At 67.9% G+C, this 20,923-nt stretch carries 23 protein-coding genes; 9 read left to right on the forward strand and 14 right to left on the reverse strand.

Annotated elements, in window-relative coordinates; genetic code table 11:
- Positions 1-12 precede the first annotated feature (12 nt).
- The 3 genes from NJQ99_RS02345 (at position 13) to NJQ99_RS02355 (ending at position 3,137) form a co-directional block, all read left to right on the forward strand.
- Positions 13-768, forward strand: coding sequence for a J domain-containing protein (locus tag NJQ99_RS02345; RefSeq protein WP_269331188.1), 756 nt, complete (start codon positions 13-15; stop codon positions 766-768).
- A gap of 96 nt (positions 769-864) precedes the next feature.
- Entirely contained in the window at positions 865-1,755 is an 891-nt protein-coding gene (gene galU / locus NJQ99_RS02350; protein WP_269331189.1) for a UTP--glucose-1-phosphate uridylyltransferase GalU, read from the forward strand.
- Between the two features lie 62 nt (positions 1,756-1,817).
- Complete coding sequence (locus tag NJQ99_RS02355; protein WP_269331190.1) at positions 1,818-3,137, forward strand: UDP-glucose dehydrogenase family protein; 1,320 nt, start codon at positions 1,818-1,820, stop codon at positions 3,135-3,137.
- 55 nt (positions 3,138-3,192) lie between these two features.
- Here the strand turns inward: NJQ99_RS02355 and NJQ99_RS02360 are convergent, their stop codons facing one another.
- Positions 3,193-4,494, reverse strand: a complete 1,302-nt coding sequence (locus NJQ99_RS02360) for a D-alanyl-D-alanine carboxypeptidase (protein WP_269331191.1) — start codon at positions 4,492-4,494, stop codon at positions 3,193-3,195.
- A 349-nt stretch (positions 4,495-4,843) separates the two neighbouring features.
- Between NJQ99_RS02360 and NJQ99_RS02365 the strand changes: the two genes are divergently transcribed.
- From NJQ99_RS02365 to clpA, 3 genes are all read left to right on the forward strand, one after another.
- Entirely contained in the window at positions 4,844-5,266 is a 423-nt protein-coding gene (locus NJQ99_RS02365; RefSeq protein WP_269331192.1) for a phasin family protein, read from the forward strand.
- A gap of 214 nt (positions 5,267-5,480) precedes the next feature.
- A complete protein-coding gene (clpS, locus tag NJQ99_RS02370; RefSeq protein WP_269332061.1) occupies positions 5,481-5,822 on the forward strand; it encodes an ATP-dependent Clp protease adapter ClpS in 342 nt (113 codons plus the stop codon).
- A 10-nt stretch (positions 5,823-5,832) separates the two neighbouring features.
- Positions 5,833-8,247: an ATP-dependent Clp protease ATP-binding subunit ClpA gene (clpA, locus tag NJQ99_RS02375; protein WP_269331193.1), complete on the forward strand. Its 2,415-nt coding sequence runs from the start codon at positions 5,833-5,835 to the stop codon at positions 8,245-8,247.
- A gap of 89 nt (positions 8,248-8,336) precedes the next feature.
- Here clpA and NJQ99_RS02380 read toward each other — a convergent pair whose 3' ends face one another.
- The 5 genes from NJQ99_RS02380 to NJQ99_RS02400 form a co-directional block, all read right to left on the reverse strand.
- Positions 8,337-8,762, reverse strand: a complete 426-nt coding sequence (locus tag NJQ99_RS02380) for a PA2169 family four-helix-bundle protein (protein ID WP_269331194.1) — start codon at positions 8,760-8,762, stop codon at positions 8,337-8,339.
- Positions 8,763-8,898: 136 nt separating this feature from the next.
- On the reverse strand, positions 8,899-9,477 hold the full coding sequence (locus NJQ99_RS02385; RefSeq protein ID WP_269331195.1) for a hypothetical protein: 579 nt from the start codon (positions 9,475-9,477) through the stop codon (positions 8,899-8,901).
- A 76-nt stretch (positions 9,478-9,553) separates the two neighbouring features.
- Positions 9,554-10,711, reverse strand: coding sequence for a GNAT family N-acetyltransferase (locus tag NJQ99_RS02390; protein WP_269331196.1), 1,158 nt, complete (start codon positions 10,709-10,711; stop codon positions 9,554-9,556).
- A 64-nt stretch (positions 10,712-10,775) separates the two neighbouring features.
- On the reverse strand, positions 10,776-11,510 hold the full coding sequence (locus NJQ99_RS02395; RefSeq protein WP_269331197.1) for a glycerophosphodiester phosphodiesterase family protein: 735 nt from the start codon (positions 11,508-11,510) through the stop codon (positions 10,776-10,778).
- 29 nt (positions 11,511-11,539) lie between these two features.
- Positions 11,540-12,010 carry a RidA family protein gene (locus tag NJQ99_RS02400; RefSeq protein ID WP_269331198.1) on the reverse strand — a complete coding sequence of 157 codons (471 nt, stop codon included), beginning with the start codon at positions 12,008-12,010 and terminating at the stop codon, positions 11,540-11,542.
- Positions 12,011-12,300: 290 nt separating this feature from the next.
- On the opposite strand from NJQ99_RS02400, the gene NJQ99_RS02405 reads away from it, so the two are divergent.
- Complete coding sequence (locus NJQ99_RS02405) at positions 12,301-13,092, forward strand: EipB family protein (RefSeq protein WP_269331199.1); 792 nt, start codon at positions 12,301-12,303, stop codon at positions 13,090-13,092.
- A 6-nt stretch (positions 13,093-13,098) separates the two neighbouring features.
- Here the strand turns inward: NJQ99_RS02405 and NJQ99_RS02410 are convergent, their stop codons facing one another.
- From NJQ99_RS02410 to NJQ99_RS02425, 4 genes are read right to left on the reverse strand one after another with little or no spacing between them, the layout of a single operon-like run.
- On the reverse strand, positions 13,099-14,376 hold the full coding sequence (locus NJQ99_RS02410; RefSeq protein WP_269331200.1) for a DNA polymerase IV: 1,278 nt from the start codon (positions 14,374-14,376) through the stop codon (positions 13,099-13,101).
- A gap of 4 nt (positions 14,377-14,380) precedes the next feature.
- Positions 14,381-15,295 (reverse strand): ROK family protein, encoded by a 915-nt coding sequence (locus tag NJQ99_RS02415; protein WP_269331201.1) that lies wholly within the window; start codon positions 15,293-15,295, stop codon positions 14,381-14,383.
- On the reverse strand, positions 15,292-16,029 hold the full coding sequence (locus NJQ99_RS02420) for a hypothetical protein (RefSeq protein WP_269331202.1): 738 nt from the start codon (positions 16,027-16,029) through the stop codon (positions 15,292-15,294). Before NJQ99_RS02420 ends, NJQ99_RS02415 begins: the two co-directional genes overlap by 4 nt.
- Before the next feature lie 4 nt (positions 16,030-16,033).
- Positions 16,034-16,282 (reverse strand): DUF3572 domain-containing protein, encoded by a 249-nt coding sequence (locus tag NJQ99_RS02425; protein WP_269331203.1) that lies wholly within the window; start codon positions 16,280-16,282, stop codon positions 16,034-16,036.
- Between the two features lie 217 nt (positions 16,283-16,499).
- Here NJQ99_RS02425 and NJQ99_RS02430 point away from each other — a divergent pair, with 217 nt between their 5' ends.
- Both NJQ99_RS02430 and NJQ99_RS02435 read left to right on the forward strand, forming a co-directional pair.
- A complete protein-coding gene (locus NJQ99_RS02430) occupies positions 16,500-16,865 on the forward strand; it encodes a response regulator (RefSeq protein WP_269331204.1) in 366 nt (121 codons plus the stop codon).
- A gap of 22 nt (positions 16,866-16,887) precedes the next feature.
- Positions 16,888-18,267, forward strand: a complete 1,380-nt coding sequence (locus tag NJQ99_RS02435; protein WP_269331205.1) for a PleD family two-component system response regulator — start codon at positions 16,888-16,890, stop codon at positions 18,265-18,267.
- 128 nt (positions 18,268-18,395) lie between these two features.
- On the opposite strand, the gene rpmG is transcribed toward NJQ99_RS02435, so the two are convergent.
- The 4 genes from rpmG to NJQ99_RS02455 all read right to left on the reverse strand — a co-directional run bounded on the left by rpmG (position 18,396) and on the right by NJQ99_RS02455 (position 20,896).
- On the reverse strand, positions 18,396-18,563 hold the full coding sequence (rpmG, locus tag NJQ99_RS02440) for a 50S ribosomal protein L33 (RefSeq protein WP_269331206.1): 168 nt from the start codon (positions 18,561-18,563) through the stop codon (positions 18,396-18,398).
- Between the two features lie 62 nt (positions 18,564-18,625).
- Entirely contained in the window at positions 18,626-19,780 is a 1,155-nt protein-coding gene (locus NJQ99_RS02445; RefSeq protein ID WP_269331207.1) for an MFS transporter, read from the reverse strand.
- 31 nt (positions 19,781-19,811) lie between these two features.
- Positions 19,812-20,492 carry an NUDIX hydrolase gene (locus NJQ99_RS02450; RefSeq protein ID WP_269331208.1) on the reverse strand — a complete coding sequence of 227 codons (681 nt, stop codon included), beginning with the start codon at positions 20,490-20,492 and terminating at the stop codon, positions 19,812-19,814.
- Positions 20,489-20,896, reverse strand: coding sequence for a DUF983 domain-containing protein (locus NJQ99_RS02455; protein ID WP_269331209.1), 408 nt, complete (start codon positions 20,894-20,896; stop codon positions 20,489-20,491). The genes NJQ99_RS02450 and NJQ99_RS02455 overlap by 4 nt, the downstream gene beginning before the upstream one ends.
- Positions 20,897-20,923: the final 27 nt, after the last annotated feature.

Here is a 20,923-nt window from a genome sequence, read left to right on the forward strand (position 1 = left end):
GAAGCGGCGCACATGCACTATTTCCTCGCAGGGATCGTCCTCCTGCTCCTGCTCATCGGGCTTGCGCACCTGATCGCGAACGCGCAGCCCTCGACCTTGTCGCGCATCGTGAAGGTGGCGGGCGGCACGGTCGCGTCGGTCGCGGCGCTGGCGGCGGCGGCGACGGGCCGGTTCGGGCTCGCGTTCCTGCTGGGCGCGGGCGCGATGGCGCTGTGGACCGGGCGGCTGCCGTTCGCGGGCCGCTTCGGCCGGATGGGTGGACGGCCGACGGGCGGGCAGACCTCCCAGGTCCGCACGGCATGGCTCTCGATGGAACTCGATCACGATTCGGGCGAGATGGATGGCGAGGTGATGCGCGGCAGCCTCGCGGGCGCGCGGCTCACCGACCTGGGCCTCGCGGATCTCGAGGACCTGCTGGCCGAGGTCGCGGACGACAGCCAGACCGTGGCGCTGCTCGAGGCCTATATCGACCGCCGTTTCGGGCCGGACTGGCGCGGGACCGGTGAGCACGCGGGCGACGGGGCCGAAGGGCACCGCGGGCAGGAGAAGGGCAATCACGGCTCCGGTGCGCGGCGCCCGCCTGAGGAGGGCATGACGCGCGAGGTGGCGCTTTCCATCCTCGGCCTCGGACCCGATGCGTCCGCCGCCGACATCAAGGCCTCGCACAAGGCGCTGATGAAGAAGCTGCACCCCGACCAGGGCGGCAGCGACTGGCTGGCCGCGCGGATCAACGCCGCCAAGGACTTCCTCCTCGGCGGTAAGGGTTAAGTCACGGGATGCGTGCTAGGACTGGACCGTCCCGCGCGGTTCGGCCTAATGATCGTGCTGGCGGGCCGAGCAACAACCCAGAGGTGTCCGTAGCCGATGACCCAACGCAAGCGTCTGCGCAAGGCCGTGTTTCCCGTGGCCGGCCTGGGAACCCGCTTCCTTCCGGCGACGAAGGCCATGCCGAAGGAAATGCTCCCCGTCGTCGACAAGCCGCTGATCCAGTACGCGGTGGAGGAGGCGCGCGCTGCCGGGATCGAGGAGTTCATCTTCGTCACCGGCAAGGGCAAGACGGCGCTGGAGGATCATTTCGACCGCTCGGCGGAGCTTGAAGACCTGCTGGGCAAGCGCGGCAAGAAGGCGGAACTGGACGCGCTCCTGAAGACGCAGCTCGGGTCCGGCCAGGTCGCCTATACCCGCCAGCTCGATCCGCTGGGCCTCGGCCATGCGGTCTGGTGCGCGCGCAATATCGTCGGCGACGAGCCGTTCGCGATTCTCCTGCCGGACGATCTCGTGCTGGCCGACCGGCCCTGTCTTGCGCAGATGGTCGAGGTCTACGAGGAAACCGGCGGCAACGTGGTCGCGGTGATGGATGTCCCGCGCGAGCATACTCGCCGCTACGGCATCCTCGACGTGGCGCATGACGACGGGCGGCTCGCCTCCGTGCGCGGACTGGTGGAGAAGCCGGCGCCGGAGGAGGCTCCCTCGACCCTGTCGATCATCGGGCGCTACATCCTGATGCCGGAGGTGTTCGAGCAGCTGGACCGCCAGCAGACCGGCGCGGGGGGCGAAATCCAGCTGACCGACGCCATGGCGACGCTGCTTGGGCGTCAGCCATTCCACGGGCTGAGGTTCGAAGGCACGCGCTTCGACTGCGGCGACAAGGCGGGCTTCGTGCAGGCGCAGATCGCGTTTGCGCTGCAGCGCCCGGACATTGCGCCGGCGGTGCGCAGCTATCTCGGCACGCTGCTTGCTGAAGGGGCGGCCTGACGGCTCCGCGCTTGCGGGGCCTGTCTCCATGTTGAACGGATTGTAAGAGGAAGGGGCGGCGGATGCGTGTCGCGATGATCGGAACGGGCTATGTCGGCCTGGTTTCGGGTGCCTGCTTTTCGGATTTCGGCCACGAGGTCGTGTGCGTCGACAAGGACGCAGCCAAGATCGACCGGCTGAAGCGGGGCGAAATCCCGATCTACGAACCGGGCCTCGACAGCCTCGTCGCGGAGAACGTCAAGGCGGGCCGGCTGTCCTTCACGACGAGCCTCGCCGACGCGGTGCCCGACGCCGACGCGGTATTCATCGCGGTCGGCACGCCTTCGCGGCGCGGCGACGGCTATGCGGATCTTTCCTACGTGTTCGCGGCGGCCGAAGAGATCGCGCATGCACTGCGCGGCTATACCGTCGTCGTCACCAAGTCGACTGTTCCGGTCGGCACCAACCGCGAGGTGATGCGCCGTATCCGGGCGGCGTCGCCGGACGCCGATTTCGACGTCGCGTCGAACCCGGAATTCCTGCGCGAAGGTGCGGCGATCGAGGACTTCAAGCGCCCCGACCGCATCGTGGTCGGCGCCGACAGCGACCGTGCGCGCGAACTCATGCGCGCGCTCTACCGGCCGCTCTATCTCAACGAGACGCCGATGGTCATGACCTCGCCCGAGACGGCGGAGGTGATCAAGTACGCGGCCAACGCCTTCCTTGCGACGAAGATCACCTTCATCAACGAGGTGGCGAACCTTTGTGAGAAGGTGGGCGCGAACGTGCAGGAGGTTGCGCGCGGTATCGGTCTCGATGGGCGCATTGGCTCGAAGTTCCTGCACGCCGGTCCGGGGTACGGCGGCTCGTGCTTCCCGAAGGACACGCTGGCGCTGGTGCGCACGGCGCAGGATGTGGGCAGCCCGCTGCGGATCGTGGAAACCGTGGTCTCCGTGAACGACGCGCGCAAGAAGGAGATGGCCGAGAAGGTGATCGCCGCGTGCGGCGGTAGCGTCGAGGGCAAGTCCATCGCCGTCCTGGGCGTGACCTTCAAGCCCAACACCGACGACATGCGCGAGGCGCCCTCGCTCGACATCATTCCCGCGCTTCAGGCCGCGGGTGCCACGATCCGCGCCCACGATCCGGAAGGCATGGAGGAGGCGGGCAAGCTTCTGGAGGGCGTGTCGTGGTGCGACGGCCCCTATCACGCGATGGAGAACGCCGACGCGACGGTCATCATCACCGAGTGGAATGCCTACCGCGCCCTCGACCTGCCGCGGATCGCGCGCATGATGCGGGGTACCGTGTTCGTCGACCTGCGCAACATCTACAAGCCGAGCGAGGCCGAGGCCGCCGGCCTCAGCTATACGGGCATCGGCCGCGGCAAGGCGCCCGCGGCCTGACGCCTCTCGGGGATGTCCTTGAGAACGTGGAAGCGGCCGGGGCAACCCGGCCGTTTCAGTATTCGGCGACGTTCAGGGTGCCGTCCGGGCCGATCAGGGCGCAGTCGATCGCCCGGCGGGCAAGCGTCGCGCAGGTCTGCGCCGCGGCCGTCTCGGTGAAACCGGCAAGCCGGGAGCGGAACAGCGTCTTGCCGCGTTCCTGCAACGGCACGACATCGGCGAGCGCCAACCCGACGAGGTGGGGATAGGCTGCACGCACCGTCTCCGCGTGCTTCTGGGCGGCCTCGGCCGTGCGGAAGGCGCCGATCTGGATGACCCAGCCGTCCTCGGGCACGTCGGGGCTGTCGCGGCTGCCCATCTCGCCGTTCGCTGCAAGCGCGCCGATCAGGTCGGACAGGGCCTCACGGTCCTTGGCGCGTGGCAGGGGCACCTCGCGCAACGGGTTCGGCTCGGGCACCGCTGCTGCCGCGGCGACCGCGACCGGCAGTTCGGGGCGCATCCGCGGCAGCGGGCGTTCGTCGGCGGCCAGTCGCTGATGGGTCGGCGCCTTGGGAATCCGGGCGAACGCCTCGCTCATCAGGTCGACCATGTGCGCATCCCGGCTGCGCGACGTGCGGCCGCCGAACACGACGCCGACCAGGTGCCGGCCCTTGCGCTTGGCGGACGACGCGAGGTTGAAGCCCGACGCGTTGATATATCCGGTCTTCAGACCGTCGGCGCCCTCGAACCCGGTCAGGAACCGGTTGTGCGTGCGGTGCGTCACGCCCCGGAAACGGAACGTCTCGGAAGCAAAATAGCGATAGTACTGCGGAAAGTCGGTCATCAGGCGCTGCGCCAGGGTCGCCATGTCGCGGGCGGTCGTCTGCTGGGCCCGGTCCGGGAGGCCATGGGCGTTCCGAAATGTCGTCCGCGCCATGCCGAGCTCGTGCGCCTTGCGCGTCATCATCTTTGCGAAGCTGCGTTCTGACCCGCCCAGATGCTCGCCCACGGCGGTGGCCACGTCGTTTGCCGACTTCACGATCAGGGCGACGATGGCATCCTCGACCTCGATCGTCTCCCCCGGCTTGAGGCCAAGCTTCGAGGGCGGTTCTGCCGCGGCGAAGCGCGACACCTCGATGGGCGTCGACAGCCTGACGCGCCGCTCGTCCAGTGCCTCGAACAGCAGGTAGAGCGTCATCATCTTGGTGAGCGAGGCGGGGTAGCGCCTGGCATCCGCGTTGCGGGCATGCAGTACGCGGCCTGTGTCGGCGTCCATGACGATGCTGGCGTATTTGTCCGCGTGCGCCGCCTGTGGCAGTGCGGCAATCCCGCCGAGGATTGCGCAGAGCACCACCAGCCCCCCCCAAACACTTCGCATCGGCTGCCGCCTTTCGTCGCTTTCGCGTCCTGTTTTCGCCGAAGAAATTCTTGCGAATCAGGCCAGAGGTTCCCCTTCAAAGCGATTCGCGTCAAGAAAACCTCTGCGATGTCAGGGTGCGACCTATTGGTTAACGATCGCTTTCCGTGGCCGGTCCGATACCTCCCCGGGATGGGAATTCCCATGCCGGGTCTTGACGCAGTGCAGCAAATCCGTACATATGGCGGCAAGGATGCTGCACTGCAAAATTCCGGTAGGATGCCGGGGGCGCATGGTCAGAGCAGTGCCGATCCGGCGCCGAGCGTTCCGTTACGGGCGCCCCCAAAAGCCAGCTTAGGGAGCTACACCAATGGCCAAGGACACCTACACCGCCGCCTCCTTCGATGCCTTCTTCAAGAAGGGCTTCGAGAACGCCTCCAAGAATTTCGAGGACATGTCTGCCTTTGCGAAGGACAATGTCGATGCGCTGATGGCGAGCGCGAACGTGACTGCGAAGGGCTCGGAAGAGATCGTGAGCGAGATGTTCGCGTTTGCGAAGAAGTCCATGGAAGACAGCGCCGCGATCTCGAAGAACCTCACCGGCGTGAAGTCGGTCGAAGACTTCGTGGCCGTCCAGGCGGACTTCACGAAGACGTCGATGGAGTCGTTCATCGCCGAAATGACCAAGCTCAGCGACATGATGGTCGACACCTCCAAGAAGGCGTTCGAGCCGATCAACGCCCGCGTGGCTGCGGCCGGCGACATGATCAACGCCGCGACCAAGGCCGCCTGACGCGCCTTCGCGTCAGCGTCTGAAGGGTTCGGGGGCCCGGTTCCGCGCAGGCGGGGCCGGGCCCTTTGTCTTGTGCGCGCGGCCCGGCTATGTGCTTCCCAACGGGGGCTTGCGGATGCACTGCCTTGCTTGCACCATTTTAATGATCGAGACGCACACTATGTGGAGAGACGTGGCAGGCTTCGGAGTGATCGGGACGGACGTCGTGCGCATCATGGCGAACCAGAACGGAGAGAATGGCGGCACGGGCGGGTCCGGCGGTCCCGGGACCGGTATTCTCACCCGCACGCGCGAAAAGACCAAGCGGCCCTCGCTGTACAAGGTGCTGCTGCTGAACGACGACTACACGCCGATGGAGTTCGTGATTCACGTGCTCGAGCGGTTCTTCCAGAAGAACCGGGAGGAGGCGACCGCCATCATGCTGCTGGTTCATACGCGCGGCGTGGGCGTTTGCGGCGTGTTCACCTATGAGGTGGCCGAAACAAAGGTCGCGCAGGTACTCGACTTCGCGCGCCAGCACCAGCATCCTCTACAGTGCACCATGGAAAAGGAATAGGACGAGCGACGTGCCCTCATTCTCCCGAAGCCTCGAACAGGCATTGCACCGCGCGCTGGCCTACGCCAACGAGCGGGAGCACGAATACGCGACGCTCGAGCATCTGCTGCTCGCGCTGCTGGACGACCAGGATGCGCTGGCCGTCATGCGTGCGTGCGGTGTCGAGGTCGAGGATCTGCGGGGGACGCTCACCACCTATGTCGACGAGGAACTGTCGAACCTCGTCGTGCATGACGACGAGGACGCCAAGCCCACGACCAGCTTCCAGCGCGTCATCCAGCGCGCGGCGATCCACGTGCAGTCCTCGGGCCGCGAGGAGGTGACGGGCGCGAACGTGCTCGTCGCGATCTTCGCCGAGCGCGAGAGCCATGCCGCCTATTTCCTGCAGGAGCAGGACATGACCCGCTACGACGCGGTCAATTACATCAGCCATGGCATCGCGAAGGTCCCCGGCATGTCCGAGGCGCGTCCGGTGCGGGGCGCTGACGATCCGGTGGACGAGGGGGAAGCCGTGTCCAAGCCGACGAACGAAGCGTTGGATGCCTATTGCGTGAACCTCAACGAGAAGGCGCGCAAGGGTGGCATCGACCCCCTGATCGGCCGGGAGCCGGAAGTCAACCGGACGATCCAGATCCTCTGCCGCCGGCGCAAGAACAACCCGCTCTACGTGGGCGATCCGGGGGTGGGCAAGACAGCGATCGCCGAGGGGCTCGCGCGCCGCATCGTCAACGGCGAGGTGCCGGAGGTGCTGAAGAGCGCCACCATCTTCTCGCTCGACATGGGCTCGCTGCTGGCGGGTACCCGCTACCGCGGCGACTTCGAGGAGCGGCTGAAGGCGGTTGTGAAGGAGCTTGAGGGGTATCCCGGCGCGATCCTGTTCATCGACGAGATCCACACGGTGATCGGCGCAGGCGCGACCAGCGGCGGGGCGATGGATGCCTCCAATCTGCTGAAGCCGGCGCTGCAGTCGGGGACGATCCGCTGCATCGGGTCCACGACCTACAAGGAATACCGGCAGTTCTTCGAGAAGGACCGCGCGCTCACCCGCCGGTTCCAGAAGATCGACGTCAACGAGCCTTCCGTCGACGACACGATCAAGATCCTGCGCGGGCTCAAGCCCTATTTCGAGGAGCATCACAAGGTCCGCTACACGGCCGATGCGATCAAGGCGGCGGTGGAGCTGTCGGCGAAGTACATGCACGACCGCAAGCTGCCGGACAAGGCGATCGACGTGATCGACGAGGTGGGCGCCTCGCAGATGCTCCAGCCGGAATCGCGGCGCAAGAAGACCGTCGGCGTCAAGGATGTCGAGGCGGTGATCGCCACCATGGCCCGCATCCCGCCGAAGACCGTGTCCAAGTCGGATTCCGAGGTGCTGCGGGATCTCGAGAGCGGCCTCAAGCGCGTCGTGTTCGGACAGGATGCTGCGATCGAGGCGCTGTCCAGCGCCATCAAGCTGTCGCGGGCGGGCCTGCGGGATGCGGAAAAGCCCATCGGCAACTATCTCTTCTCCGGCCCGACGGGCGTCGGCAAGACCGAGGTGGCGCGCCAGCTCGCCTCGCTGCTCGGCGTGGAGCTTCTGCGCTTCGACATGTCGGAGTACATGGAGCGGCACTCTGTCAGCCGCCTGATCGGCGCGCCTCCGGGCTATGTCGGCTTCGACCAGGGCGGCCTGCTGACCGACGGGATCGACCAGCATCCGCACTGCGTCCTGCTGCTCGACGAGATCGAGAAGGCGCACCCGGATCTGTTCAACATCCTGCTGCAGGTGATGGACCACGGGAAGCTGACCGACCACAACGGCAAGACGGTCGATTTCCGCAACGTCATCATCATCATGACGACGAACGCGGGCGCCTCCGACCTTGCAAAGCCGGCGATCGGGTTCGGCTCGGGCGTGCGCTCGGGCGACGACGGGGAGGCGATCCGGCGCACCTTCACGCCGGAGTTCCGCAACCGTCTCGACGCGGTGGTGGCCTTCGACAACCTCTCGCCGGAGGTCATCTCCAAGGTGGTCGAGAAGTTCGTGATGCAGCTTGAGGCGCAGCTCATGGACCGCAACGTCACCATCGAGCTGACGGACGCCGCGCGCGACTGGCTGGGCGTCAAGGGCTACGACCCGCAGATGGGCGCCCGTCCGCTGGGCCGCGTCATCCAGGAGAACATCAAGAAGCCGCTGGCCGAGGAGTTGCTGTTCGGCAAGCTGGCCAAGGGCGGGCAGGTGACGGTCGACCTCGACGCGCCCGCGGACGCGCTCGTCTTCCGCTTCTCCGAAGCCGAAGAGATCGCGCGGCCGAAGGCGCCGCCGAAGCGCTCGGGTCCGAAGGGCGGGGGGGGCGGCGGCGGCAGGCGCAGCGGCGGTCCGAAGGGCGATGCCGGACGTGGGACCAGTGGAGTTCCCAAGGTGCCCGCCGCGGTGGAATGACGCCGGCCGACACGGCCCCAGGCATGAAAAAGGCCGCCCTGGAAGGGGCGGCCTTTCTCGTTTCCGTTCAGGCTTTAACGCCCGGCGGCTCAGGCCGCACTTGAGAAGCGCGACACGCGCGCCTGATCGGCCGTGAAGTGGTCGAGCAGTGTGCGGACCACGTCCTTGGACCCACCATCGATGTCGAGTTGCAGCGCCTTGGTGAATTCCTCGATCAGCTGGGCCTCGCACCGCTCGACCTCGGCCAGCGCGGCGTCCCAGCCGTCCGTCACCACAGTCTTCAGCGACGCGAAGAAGCCCGCGTTGACGGCGGCTTCGCTCAGCGGCGTACCGCCCAGGCGCTCGACCTCCCGGACGAGATCTTCGGCTGCGGAGCGGCGGGTCTTTACGCGCTCGGCCAGCCAGATGTTGAGGGCGTCGGTGCGCACGGCATGGGCGGCATCCTCATAGCCCTTCATGGCGTCGTAGCAGAAGTGGATCAGCTGGTTCAGGACGTCGACGGTTTGCTGGCTCATAGGTCTCCCTTCGCTTGAATGAAAAAACGATGGCCGGCGTCAGGCGCCGGCCGCGATGGACCTTATATAGGGCATCGGGAGGGAAAACCCAAATCGGGGCCGCCATGCGCGGGGAGGACGGGTGGTGCGGCCGCCCTCAGAACGGGTCGCGGCTGCGGGCGGGCAGGCGCGGCGTCCCGATGCTCGCATCGAGGATGCGCTCACGGCATTCGGCATGCGCGTGCATGGCCGCTGCCGAGCCGCTCAGCGAAAACCGGGTGATTTCGCGGCCACGGCTGTTCTTCACGACGAGGAGCGATCCCTGGTAGATCTCGCGGAAGAACCGAGGCACGGCCTCGCTGTCCGCGTCGAACACGGTGCGGATCGACTGGTCGCGCTTGGTGCCTTCCACGTTCCAGGGCGTGTTGCGGTCGATCTGGATGACGTATTCGTCGTCCTCGCCAGCCGCCGGGAATTGCCAGTCGTCGCTGTGCAGCAGCATGACGAGCTCGCCGTCCTGGTGCGTGAAATAGGTGAAGGTCACGCCGTCGTCGTTGCGGGTCAGAGATTCGCAGGACAGCGCGCCGTCGTCATGGATGTTGATATCGGTGCGCCAGGCGCCCTTCTCGAACAGGGTTTCCCACTCGATTGCGCGCGCGGGCCCGCCTGCACCCAGCAGGCAGGCGACGGGCAGGGCAATCAGACCGTTGCGTATCCAGCTGCGTGAGGCCTTCATTTCGCACATTCCCGGAGAGCCGTCTCGTCGTGCATCGATTAGACCCTGCAAATCGTGAACGGAGCCTTTGCGTGGGTCACGCACGCGGGTCTCCGCCGCGCCGGTAGGGAGTGAGGCGGGCGAGCATCTCCGCTTCCGCCGCGACGGCGGGGCGTTCGCGCGCAAGATAGCGGGCAACCGCGTCGCGCAGGCCGGTATGCGTGATGACGTGGGCCGAGCGGGTCAGCACAGGCTCGTAGCCGCGCGCGATCTTGTGCTCGCCCTGCGCGCCTGCCTCCACGCGCGCCAGCCCGCGCGCGATGGCCGCCTCGATTGCCTGGTAGTAACAGGCCTCGAAGTGCAGGAACTCGTGGTCCTCCACCGCGCCCCAATTGCGCCCGTATAGCGCGTCCGCGCCGATGAAGTTGAGCGCGCCGCCGATCCAGCGCCCTGCACGCCGGCACATCACCAACAGGATGCGGTCGGCCATCGCTTCGCCCACGAGGCTGAAGAAGGCGCGGGTGAGATAGGGACGGCCCCACTTCCGCGCCCCCGTCTCCAGGTAACCCGCGAAGAAGGCCTCCCAGTGCTCTTCCCGGATATCGGCGCCGGTCAGCGCCACGACCTCCACCCCGCCCTGGAGCGCGCGGGCGCGTTCCTTGCGGATCTGCTTGCGCTTGGAACTGCGCAGCGCGTCGAGAAAGTCGTCGAAGTCCCGGTAGCCCCGGTTGAACCAGTGATATTGCCGGTCCTGCCGCGTCAGCGCGCCGAGCCGGGCGAGCAACGCCTGTTCCGCCTGCGGCAGGAAGGTCCAGTGGACGGAGGAGATGGCGTTCTGCTCCGCCGCCGCGATGGCCGCATGGGCCAGCGCCTCGCGCGCGCCGTCCGCGTCGGGTGCCGCCAGCAGCCGGGGGCCGGTCGCGGGCGTGAAGGGGACGGAGACCTGGAGCTTCGGGTAGTAGCGCCCGCCCGCCCGCTCGAACGCATCGGCCCAGCCCCAGTCGAAGACATATTCGCCGTAGGAGTGCGGCTTCAGGTACATGGGCATGACGCCCTGAACGGTGCCGCTTTCGTCCTCCACCATCACATGATGCGGCGCCCATCCGGTCTCCTCCGTCGCGGAGCCGGAGGCCTCCAGCGCGCCGAGGAAGGCGTGCGCCACGAAGGGATTGCCCGCGCCCGCGCAACGGTCCCAGGTCTCGGCCGGGAAGTCCGCGATCCCGTGGACGATGCGTGCGACGAACTCTTCGCTCATGCCTGAAGCGTGCTCCCTTGCGCCTTGCCGAGATTGGGCCGGATGCCGCTGCCGGCAAGGGGGTTCAGGGCAGGAAGCCCTCGAACGTCATGGTGTCGGCATGTGCCGCGGCGCGGGCCCTGTCTTCGGGTGTGCGCACCGTCCAGGCATTGATGACGACACCCTGTTCCCGCCGCCGGGCCACGTGGGGGGAGGGCAGGCACCACACGCCATAGCTCACGAAATCGACCGGCACCGTGTCGAGCAGGTCGAGACGGGCGCGCGCCTGTTTCTCCTTCAGGGTCAGCAGCCGCACTTTCCTGTAGTCGTAGGAGACGAAGCCGCGCGCGATGTCCCGTGCCGCGCGGGCGAGGTGGGTCACGACAGCGGGCGAGAAGGACATGGCCGCCGCCGGCCCGGCATAGGCTCCAAGCCGCGCGGTCACAGCGTCGGAGAGCGCAATGGGGTCGGGCGCGTCCTGCTTGATCTCCACCAGCAGGGGCACCTTGCCCCCAACCTCCGCCAGCACGGCATCGAGCGTGGGGATCGTGTCGTCCGTCCCACCCAGACGCAAGGTGCCCAGCACCTCGGCCGGGCGCTGCCAGGTGCGTCCCCGCCTGCCCGTCATGCGGGTGAGTGAGGCATCGTGAAACACCATTGGCATCCCGTCGGCGGAGGGTTGCACGTCGACCTCGACCCCGTAGCCGCCGCGCACGGCCGCCCGGACCGCGGCGAGGCTGTTCTCCAGCCCGTCGCCGACGGACCCATGCAGCCCGCGATGCGCGAACGGTACCGCGCGCAACCAGTCGCGTTCGCTCATCGGGGCAAGCTCCTCTCCGGCCGGAGATGTCAGACCAGCTCGAAGATTCCGTCGACCTCGACCGCCGTATTGAAGGGCAGCGAGCCCACACCGATCGCGGTGCGGGCGTGCAGACCCTTCTCCTCGCCGAACACGTCGACCATCAGGTTGGAGCAGCCGTTCATCACGTGCGGCTGCTGCTCGAACTCCGGCACGGCATTGATGTAGCCGCACAGGCGCACGACGCGCGCCACCCGGTCGAGGTCGCCGGCGCAGGCCGCCTTGAGCACCGACAGCATGTTGATGCCCGCCGCGCGCGCCGCCTCGATCCCCTGCTCGGTCGTGTAGTCGGCGCCCAGCTTGCCGCGGAAGGCGACGCCGTTCGCATCCGTCGGCACCTGGCCCGAGACGAAGACCAGCTTGCCCGTCGTGACGAACGGCACGTAGCGGGCGACGGGCTTGGCCGGTTCGCCGAGCGTGATCCCGAGGGCCTTCAGGCGCGCTTCGGTGCTGGAACTCATGTGCATCCCTCCTGCTGTCGTCTCCATGGCGGCGCGCAGTCTAGAGGAGGCGGGAGCGCCGCGTCCATGCACAAGGACCGTTCCATGCGTCGCCGCAGTTACCATGGCTTAACGCGGGCCGTGCGGAGGTGGTATCAGAAGAGGGGGTGCGCACTCCGTCTGCACCTGCTGCCTAGGCCGGACATGAAATGGCCACACACGGATTGGCCAGTGCCAGTACGGCCAATGTCCTCAAGAGTAGTGTCCGTAAGACCAATGCCCGCAAGGCCCGTGACGAAGAAGGATGCCCGATGATCCGCATGACCCTGCTCGCCGCCGGCCTCCTCGCGGGGTTCGCCGCCGCCCTCCCGGCCGCTGCCGCCGAACTGGTGTCGCACAAGGCGTTTTATGCGCTCTCGCTGCGCGCGGCGTCACCCGACGCAGGGATCGCCACCATGCAGGGACGCATGGCGATCACCTTTGACAACATCTGCGAGGGCTATGCCTACGAACAGCGCATCGTCAGCGAGGTGACGGATCCCGACGGGCAGGTGCGCGTCACCGACTTCCTCGTCTCCAGCTTCGAGGCGAAGGACGGCTCGCTCTACCGCTTCAATCACACCAACCGCTTCAATGGTATCGTGGTGGAGCGGCAGGAAGGCGTGGCATCTGCCAGGCCGGGCGAGCGTGCGCGGGTGCGCATCGACGTGCCGGAGCCGCGCGATCTCGCCCTGCCCGAAGGCGTGACGTTCCCGATCGCACACACGCGCGCGCTGCTCGCCGCGCTTCGGGATGGCGCGCGCACCCATGCGGTAACCGTCTTCGACGAGAGCACGGAGGGCTTCGTGCTGCTGTCCGACACCCTGCTGCTGGGCGAGCGTGCGCCCGCGGCGCGCCAGGGCGATCCCCGCGACGGGCAGCGATCCTGGCGCGTGAAGGTCGCCTACTACGACCCTGCCCGGCAGGACGGTACGCCGGAATACGAGGTGACGCTGACCCTCTACGACAACGGGGTCGCGGAGGGGCTGATCATGGACTATGGCGATTTCGTCGTGGACGGAGAACTTGTCGAACTGGTTTCCGGCGTCACCGGAGGCTGCTGAGGCCGCCTAGTTCCGCGGCAACCCCCGGCCCTTGAAGACAGCCTCGGTGCCGAATTTCCGGCGCAGCGCGTCCATGGCGTCTTCCGCGGCGGTCCGCTTGCGCCGTCCCTCCGCGTCCGTGTCGAACAGGTCGTCCGCCAGCGCGTCGGGCCGTGGCGTCACGCGCTGAACCCCGATGCCGAGCAGCCGGTAGCGCGCCTGCCCGATCTCGCCCTCCAGCATCGGGCGCGCCGCGCGGTAAAGCCCGTCTGCGGTCCACTCCGGGCGCGGCAGCGCACGTGTTCGCGTGACGGTGCGGAAGCTGTCGGTCTTAAGTTTCAGGACGAGCGAGAGCCCCGCGAGCTTCTGCTCCCGCAGTCTCCGCGCCAGCTTCTCCGCCATGCGCCAGAGCACCGGGTCGAGCGCGTCGAGCGTCGCAAGGTCCGTCTCGAACGTCGTCTCCGCCGAGACGCTCTTGGCCGGGCTGTCGGGCGTGACCTTGCGGTCGTCCTGCCCCCGCGCGAAGCGGTAGAGGCGGCGCCCGATCTGGCCGTAGCGGGCGAGGAGGTCGTTCTCCTCGAACCGCAACAGGTCCCCGATCCGGCGGATGCCGTGGGCCTCCAGCTGGCTCCCGAGGCTCCGCCCAACGCCCCAGATGGTCGAAACGGGGCGGTCGCGCAGGAAGTCCATCGCTTCCGCCCGGCCGATCACGGAGAAGCCGCGTGGCTTGTCGAGGTCGGAAGCGACCTTGGCGAGGAACTTGTTCGGCGCGAGGCCGGCCGAGGTGGTAACGCGCACCTCGCGCTCTATCCGCCGCAGCAGGCGCGCGAGCGTCAGTGCCGGAGGTCCCTTGTGCAGGCGTTCGGTGCCGGTGAGGTCGAGGAAGGCCTCGTCGAGCGAGAGGGGTTCGACAAGCGGTGTCGCCTCCAGCATCATCGCGCGGATCGTGCGGCCGGCCTCGCGGTACTTGCCCATGTCGGGCGGCAGGACGACCGCGTGCGGGCAGGCCGCGCGTGCCTTGAACATCGGCATGGCGGAGCGTACGCCATAGGTGCGCGCGATGTAGCAGGCCGTGCTGACCACGCCGCGCCGTCCGCCGCCGCCGACGATCAGGGGCTTGTCCTCCAGCGCGGGATTGTCGCGCTTCTCGACCGCCGCGTAGAAGGCGTCGCAGTCGATGTGCGCGATGGACAGCCGGCCAAGCTCCGGGTGCGTGCGCCAGCGCGGGCTGCCGCAGGCCGGGCAGCGGCGGACAGGCGCGTCGCCATCCTCCCAATGCAGGCAGTCGCGGCAAAGACCCGGCACGGCCTTATTCCTTCGCAGGCCAGAGCCAGGCCGCCCCGCGTACCCCGCCGGATGCGCCGTGCCGGGCCTGTCTCAGCTTCACGGCGACCATATCGGAGAACATGTGCGCGCCGAGCCGATCCTCTATGCGCGGGTAGAGCCCGTCGACGTTGGAAACGCCGCCGCCCAGCACGATGACCTGCGGGTCGAGGATGTTGACGACGCCCGCCAGCGCCCGCGCCGCCCGGTCGGCGTAGCGGTCGAGGGTCGCGGAGGCCGCCGCGTCGCCTGCCGCGGCCCGTGCCGCGATCTCTGCGGCGGGGAGGCGGGTGCCTGTCGCCATCCCGTGGTCGCATTCGAGCGCCGGGCCGGAAAGCCATGTCTCGATGCAGCCCCGCCGCCCGCAATAGCAGGCGGGACCGGGAAGTTCGTCCGCCTGCGGGGCGGGCAGGGGGTTGTGGCCCCATTCGCCCGCGATGCCGCACGCGCCTTGCAAGAGGCTGCCGCCGATCACGATCCCGCCGCCGACGCCCGTTCCGAGGATCGCGCCGAACACGATCTCCGCGCCCTGGCCTGCGCCGTCGCGCGCCTCCGACAAGGCAAAGCAGTCGGCGTCGTTGGCGATCCGCACAGGCCTTCCGAGAGCCGCCGCCAGATCCTCGCGGAAGGGGCGGCCGATCAGCCAGGTGGAGTTGGCGTTGCGTACGAGCCCCGTAGTGGGCGAGAGGGAGCCCGGCATGCCCACGCCGACGCGGCAGGGCGGGCCGTCCACCCCCTCCTCCAGCGCCGCGACGAGGCCCGCCATGGCGGCGAGCGTGCCGTCATAGTCGTGGCGCGGGGTCGCCACGCGCGTGCGCCGAACGATGCTGCCGTCGGCCTGCATCAGCACGCCCTCGATCTTGGTGCCGCCGAGGTCGATGCCGATGCGTGAGGGGCTCATCTGCGTTCCCGCGCCTCGTGGGCTTCGTCCAGCGCGCGCCGGATCAGGCCGCCCGCATGGTCCCAGCGGGTCGCATGGCTGTGCGCCTCCTCCGGATCGCCGAGGAACCTCTTCAGCCGATCGTCCGCCACGAAATGGAGCCTGTGGACGTGCGGCGCATGTTCCCGCGCGGCGGCGAGGTGGGCCGGCGTGTCGTCGACGAAAACGCTGGGCGCGGTGCCCGCGCGCTCCGCCAGTGCCGCCACCGCAGCGCCCTTCGGGCCGGAGTTCGTCAGAACCGGATAGGGCATGCCAAGCGCGGAGAGGGCCGCCGTGCGCGCGTCCCGGTGGGCATGCGGCAGGTTGGTCAGCACCACCACCTGCATCTCGCGGGCGGCCTCCTCCAGCGCGCGCGCCGCCCCCTCGACCGCGGGGATGTTCGGTGTCTCGAGATCGAAGAAGCGGGTGATGAGATCGGCGACGCCCGCTGCCTCGACCGCCTCGCGCGTCCTGCGGTGCCGGATGTTGCCGGTGAGCCGGTAGTCGTCGAGTTGCAGGAAGAAGCCTTCGCGTTCGAGAAACCGCTCCAGCGTCTGCAGGAAGATCAGCAGCACCTCGTCGGCGTCGCAGATGAGCAGCGGCCGGTCCGGCGCGAGGTGCAGGCTGTCGATCTGTGCCGCCGTCTTCGGGTGCAGGCCGGGCCGCGGCTTCTTCGGGCCCATCTGCGCGAACAGGTCGTTCGTGCTCTTTGTCACGTCGTCACTCCCAGACCGGTGCGCCGGGCAGCCTCGCCCGCGCGCGCATGACCGTCTCCGGCGAAAGGCCCGCATCCTCGCAGAACGCCAGCAACACCGGCTCGTCGGCAAGCACGAAGTCGAGAATCGCACCCAGCGTGTCGGGATCGCCCGCACCGGCGGCGAGGTCGCCCGGCGCCATCCCGGACAGGCTGAACAGCCGCTCCAGCAGGTCGGGCCGGGCGGCCAGGTGGCCGAGGGCCGCGATGGCCACGGCCTCCGCATCGGGTGCCGGGCCGCGGGATAAACGCGAGTTGTCGTTCAATCGGGGCATTTGCGTAGTCGTCAGGCTTCGCGCACTGGTTTAACATGCATGGGGTCAATCCCGGAATTCCGTCGTCCGCTCGCCGCGCTCGCGGGGCCTGTGTAATGCAGTCTTAACGTCTGGCGGATTAAGGATAAGCCGAAGGCAGCGGATCGCGAGGGTGATTATGGCGAAAAAGGTTCTGATCGTGGAAGACAACGATCTGAATATGAAGCTGTTCCATGATCTCCTGGATGCGCACGGCTATGACACGCTCCAGACGAAGGACGGGATGGAGGCGCTGGAGCTGGCGCGCGTACATCACCCCGACCTCATCCTCATGGACATCCAGCTGCCGGAGGTATCGGGCCTCGAGGTCACAAAGTGGCTGAAGGAGGATGACGACCTCAAGGCGATTCCGGTCATTGCCGTGACCGCCTTCGCGATGAAGGGTGACGAGGAAAAGATCCGGGACGGCGGCTGCGAGGCGTATATCTCCAAGCCGATCTCGGTCACACAGTTCCTCGACACGATCAAGCACTTCCTGGGTTGAGCCTGCGGGAGCCGGTGAAGTCATGACCGCGCGTGTTCTTGTCGTCGACGACATTCCTGCCAATGTGAAGCTGCTCGAAGCCAAGCTTCAGGCGGAATATTTCGATGTTCTCACCGCCTCGAACGGCCTGGAGGCGCTGGAGGCGGCCGAGCGGGAGCATCCCGACATCATTCTGCTCGACGTGATGATGCCGGGCATGGACGGGTTCGAGGTGTGTGCCCGCCTGAAGGCAAATCCCGAGCTGTCCCACATTCCGGTCGTCATGGTCACGGCGCTCGACCAGCCGTCGGACCGCGTCCGCGGGCTGGAGGCGGGGGCCGACGACTTCCTGACGAAGCCGGTGGAGGACGTGGCGCTCTTCGCCCGTGTCCGCAGCCTCGTCCGCCTCAAGGTGATGACGGACGAGCTGCGCATGCGCGAGGCGACGAGCCAGCAGATGGGTGTCGTCGCCGGCGCCAAGCTGACCGATGTCGACACCGATTCGGGGCGCCTGCTGATCGTCGAGGACCGGTCGCGATCCGCCGACCGCATGGTCGAGGCGCTGCCCTCCACGCTCGAATGCGTGATCGAGGCGGAAAGCCAGGCCGCGCTCGCCCGCCTCAAGGAAGAGGAATTCGACATCATCGTCGTGTCGATGTCGCTGGAGGCCTATGACGGGATGCGGCTGTGCTCGCATATCCGCTCGCAGGAACAGACGCGCCAGACGCCGATTCTCATCATCGTGGAGGATGGCGACACGGAACGGCTGGTGCGCGGCCTCGACATCGGCGTGAACGACTACCTGGTCCGTCCGATCGATCCGAACGAACTGCTGGCCCGCGTGCGCACCCAGTTGCGCCGTCGCCGCTATGCCGAACGGCTGCGCTCCAACGTCAAGCTCAGCATCGAGATGGCGGTGACGGATGCGCTTACCGGTCTCTACAACCGCCGCTACATGACGGGCCACCTGTCGACCCTGATCCAGCGCGCGCAGGGGACAGGCAAGCCGGTGTCGCTGCTGATCATGGATATCGACCATTTCAAGCCGATCAACGACACCCATGGCCACCAGGTCGGCGACGTGGTGCTGCAGGAATTCTCGCGCCGCATCTCCGCCAACATCCGCGGCGTCGACATGGCCGCGCGCTATGGCGGGGAGGAATTCGTGGTCGTGATGCCGGATACCGAGCCGGCGTTCGCCTCCATGGTGGCGGAGCGCTTGCGTGCCGAAGTGGCGGGGCGTCCGTTCCGGCTCGAGACGGGGCCAGGCTCGCTGACGGTGACGGTCTCCATCGGCGTCGCGGCGACGTCGGGCGTGGGCGACACCGCGGACCGGCTGCTGAAGCGGGCCGACGATGCGCTCTATCACGCCAAGCACACGGGCCGTAACCGCGTGGTGCTGAACCGCCGCGCCGCAGCCTGATACGCCGCCGCGGCCGTCAAGGCGATCTCCCCGAACCCAGGCGATCTCCCCGAACGACGAAAGCCCCGGATGCGGTCCGGGGCTTTTTCTGTCTGCGCGGCGCGATGCCTGCGCGGCTGGCAGAGATCTTACTTGATCTTGCCTTCCTTGAACTCGACGTGCTTGCGCGCGACCGGATCGTACTTCCGCACGGTCATCTTCTCGGTCATCGTGCGGGTGTTCTTCTTGGTGACATAGAAGAAGCCGGTGCCCGCCGTGGAATTCAGGCGAATCTTGATGGTGGTCGGCTTGGCCATGGCGTGCACTCCGAAAACGATCTTGACCCGGCGCCGGTCAGGTCCGGCCCCGCGTGAGGCGCTTACATGCCTTCGCCCGCGCCGGAAGTCAAGCGCCGCGACCGCATCCCGCGCACGCCTGCGAGAACCGCGTAAACCGCGCAGATGGCCCCCAGCATCACGGCCAGTCCGTGCGGGTCGAGGGCATCCATCGACAGGCCCGCAAGCGGCGGTCCGGCCAGCGCACCGATGCCGTACATGACCGTGAAGGTCGCGGTTGCGGCAACGAGATCGGCGCCCTCGTAGGTGTCGCCCAGCGCCGCCATCGCGGTCGTGTAGAGGCCGGCGACGACGCCCGCCCACAGGAACATGCTGGCGTAGAGAAGGGGCGGGTTCCCCGCGAAGGCCGGCAGGCTGACCGCGCCCGCAACGCCCGTCAGCGCGCACAGGACCAGCACAGGATGGCGCCCGATGCGGTCCGACAGCATCCCGATCGGGTATTGCAGGGCCGCGCTGCCGAGGCCCACGGCGGTCAGCGTCAGCGCCGCCGGGCCCTCTGCCAGGCCGACGCGCAATCCATAGACCGGCAGCAGCGTGAAGATGCCCGCCTCGATGGCCGAGAAGCAGATGATCGCGCCGAACACCGCCGGACGTTCGGCCAGGAAGGACCAGGCCGCCCGCGGCGAGCGTCCGCCGAGGCGCGGCGCCACGTCGCGGCCCCAGGCGATCACTCCGGCTGCCGAAAGGATCAGGACGACGCCTGCGGCGAAAGGGGCAGCGCCTTGCGTGCCAAGTGTGGCGAGGATGGCGGGTCCGCCCGCCCAGCCGACGGAGAAGCAGGTGGTATAGAGCGCCACCAGGCGTCCGCGTGTCTCCCGGGTCGCGACCGCCTGGATCCAGGATTCGCTGATGACGAAGATGCTGACGATGCCGATCCCGTTCAGGAACCGCAGCGGGAACCACCACCAGAGGTTTTCGACAGGATGGAAAAGGGCAAGCGTGCCCGCGGTCAGCAGCAGGCACCACATGAGGACGGGCGCCGTGCCGAAGCGGCCGAGCAGGCGCGGCAGGAACGGCGTCACCAGCAGGATGGCCAGCGCCGGCATGGCGCTGTTCGCGCCGATGAAGGTGGCGGAGGCGCCCGCCTCCTCCATGCGGATGGCAAGCAGCGGCAGGGTGAGGCTCAGCACCAGGCCGACGATGCTGGCACCTGCCACGACGGCTGCGATGGAGCGCACGCGCCCTTCTCCCGCCGCCGCCGGCATGCCCTCAGACCTTGTCCAGGACGCGCTTCCCGTTGCGCATGTAGGTGAAGGGGATGGGACGTTCCGGGCGTTCAGGGTCCGGCATGTTCAGCCATTTGAGCGCGAAGCGCAGGCCGCGCTGGGTCACCGGACGGATGTCGCGGGAGAGCACGTCGTCGACGTCGATCCAGCTCAGGTCGCCCAGCTCCCCGCTCGCGCGCGAGAAATCGTCCGGGTCGCCGGCGATGGCATCGATGGTCGTGGCGAAAAAGCGCGTGTCGTAGCGCCGCTTGGGTCCGGGAGGCGTGATGGCGCGCGCGACGAAGGCGAGGCGGTCGACCGCGGGCTCGAATCCGCCCTCGTTGAACTCCGCCCAGTCGCGGTTACGGCTGCGCAGGGATCGCCCCGTGCGATGGGCGATGCGCAGGCCGGTTTCCTCGAACGTCTCGCGGATGGCGGCGAGCGCCAGTCCGCGTGCGGTGCAGCCGCGCGGCCGGTCGAGCAGGCGCTCCACGCTGTCCCCCGGCAGGTCGAAGGCGCAGGACAGCCGGTGGTCCACCGGGTCGACGGCGCCACCCGGAAAGACCGTCACATTGGGCATGAAGGCATGGCGGCCGTGCCGCTCGCCCATCAGCACGCGCGTCGTCTCTCCCTCGCGGCGCAGGATGATCAGGGTCGATGCGTGGCGCGGCCGGATGACGGTCATGTCTCGTCGCCGCCGAAGCCGTGCATCCTCAGCGCCCATTGCAAGCCCACGACCGCGCCCTTGATCGGCTGGATCAGTCCCAGCGACAGCGCGATCACCAGCGCCGACCACCCGGTCATGTGCATCCACATCGGCGGGGCATATGCGATCTCGACCACCAGCAGCGCGGGGATCACGATGTGCCCGACAACGAAGATGACGAGATAGGCCGGAAGGTCGTCCGCGCGGTGATGGTACATCTCCGCCCCGCAGGCCGGGCAATGGTCCGTCACTTTCAGAAAGCGCCGGAACAGGCTGCCCTTCCCGCAGGAGGGGCAGCGCGACTTCGCGCCGCGCCACATGGATGCGGATACCGGGCGCGGATCGGCGTCGAGCGCAGGCTCGCTGAGATAGGTCTGGGTCATGGCTCAAGGATATGGCCGCAAGCACCG

The sequence above is a fragment of the Futiania mangrovi genome, assembly GCF_024158125.1.
In the GTDB taxonomy this organism is placed as follows: domain Bacteria; phylum Pseudomonadota; class Alphaproteobacteria; order Futianiales; family Futianiaceae; genus Futiania; species Futiania mangrovi.

Excerpts from the sequence above, each read along its gene's own strand:
- NJQ99_RS02345 (WP_269331188.1), top strand. The coding sequence starts at position 13 with ATGCACTATTTCCTCGCAGGGATCGTCCTCCTGCTCCTGCTCATCGGG.
- galU (WP_269331189.1), top strand. The coding sequence starts at position 865 with ATGACCCAACGCAAGCGTCTGCGCAAGGCCGTGTTTCCCGTGGCCGGC.
- NJQ99_RS02355 (WP_269331190.1), top strand. The coding sequence starts at position 1,818 with ATGCGTGTCGCGATGATCGGAACGGGCTATGTCGGCCTGGTTTCGGGT.
- NJQ99_RS02360 (WP_269331191.1), bottom strand. The coding sequence starts at position 4,494 with ATGCGAAGTGTTTGGGGGGGGCTGGTGGTGCTCTGCGCAATCCTCGGC.
- NJQ99_RS02365 (WP_269331192.1), top strand. The coding sequence starts at position 4,844 with ATGGCCAAGGACACCTACACCGCCGCCTCCTTCGATGCCTTCTTCAAG.
- clpS (WP_269332061.1), top strand. The coding sequence starts at position 5,481 with ATGGCGAACCAGAACGGAGAGAATGGCGGCACGGGCGGGTCCGGCGGT.
- NJQ99_RS02380 (WP_269331194.1), bottom strand. The coding sequence starts at position 8,762 with ATGAGCCAGCAAACCGTCGACGTCCTGAACCAGCTGATCCACTTCTGC.
- NJQ99_RS02385 (WP_269331195.1), bottom strand. The coding sequence starts at position 9,477 with ATGAAGGCCTCACGCAGCTGGATACGCAACGGTCTGATTGCCCTGCCC.
- NJQ99_RS02390 (WP_269331196.1), bottom strand. The coding sequence starts at position 10,711 with ATGAGCGAAGAGTTCGTCGCACGCATCGTCCACGGGATCGCGGACTTC.
- NJQ99_RS02395 (WP_269331197.1), bottom strand. The coding sequence starts at position 11,510 with ATGAGCGAACGCGACTGGTTGCGCGCGGTACCGTTCGCGCATCGCGGG.
- NJQ99_RS02400 (WP_269331198.1), bottom strand. The coding sequence starts at position 12,010 with ATGAGTTCCAGCACCGAAGCGCGCCTGAAGGCCCTCGGGATCACGCTC.
- NJQ99_RS02405 (WP_269331199.1), top strand. The coding sequence starts at position 12,301 with ATGATCCGCATGACCCTGCTCGCCGCCGGCCTCCTCGCGGGGTTCGCC.
- NJQ99_RS02415 (WP_269331201.1), bottom strand. The coding sequence starts at position 15,295 with ATGAGCCCCTCACGCATCGGCATCGACCTCGGCGGCACCAAGATCGAG.
- NJQ99_RS02430 (WP_269331204.1), top strand. The coding sequence starts at position 16,500 with ATGGCGAAAAAGGTTCTGATCGTGGAAGACAACGATCTGAATATGAAG.
- NJQ99_RS02435 (WP_269331205.1), top strand. The coding sequence starts at position 16,888 with ATGACCGCGCGTGTTCTTGTCGTCGACGACATTCCTGCCAATGTGAAG.
- rpmG (WP_269331206.1), bottom strand. The coding sequence starts at position 18,563 with ATGGCCAAGCCGACCACCATCAAGATTCGCCTGAATTCCACGGCGGGC.
- NJQ99_RS02450 (WP_269331208.1), bottom strand. The coding sequence starts at position 20,492 with ATGACCGTCATCCGGCCGCGCCACGCATCGACCCTGATCATCCTGCGC.
- NJQ99_RS02455 (WP_269331209.1), bottom strand. The coding sequence starts at position 20,896 with ATGACCCAGACCTATCTCAGCGAGCCTGCGCTCGACGCCGATCCGCGC.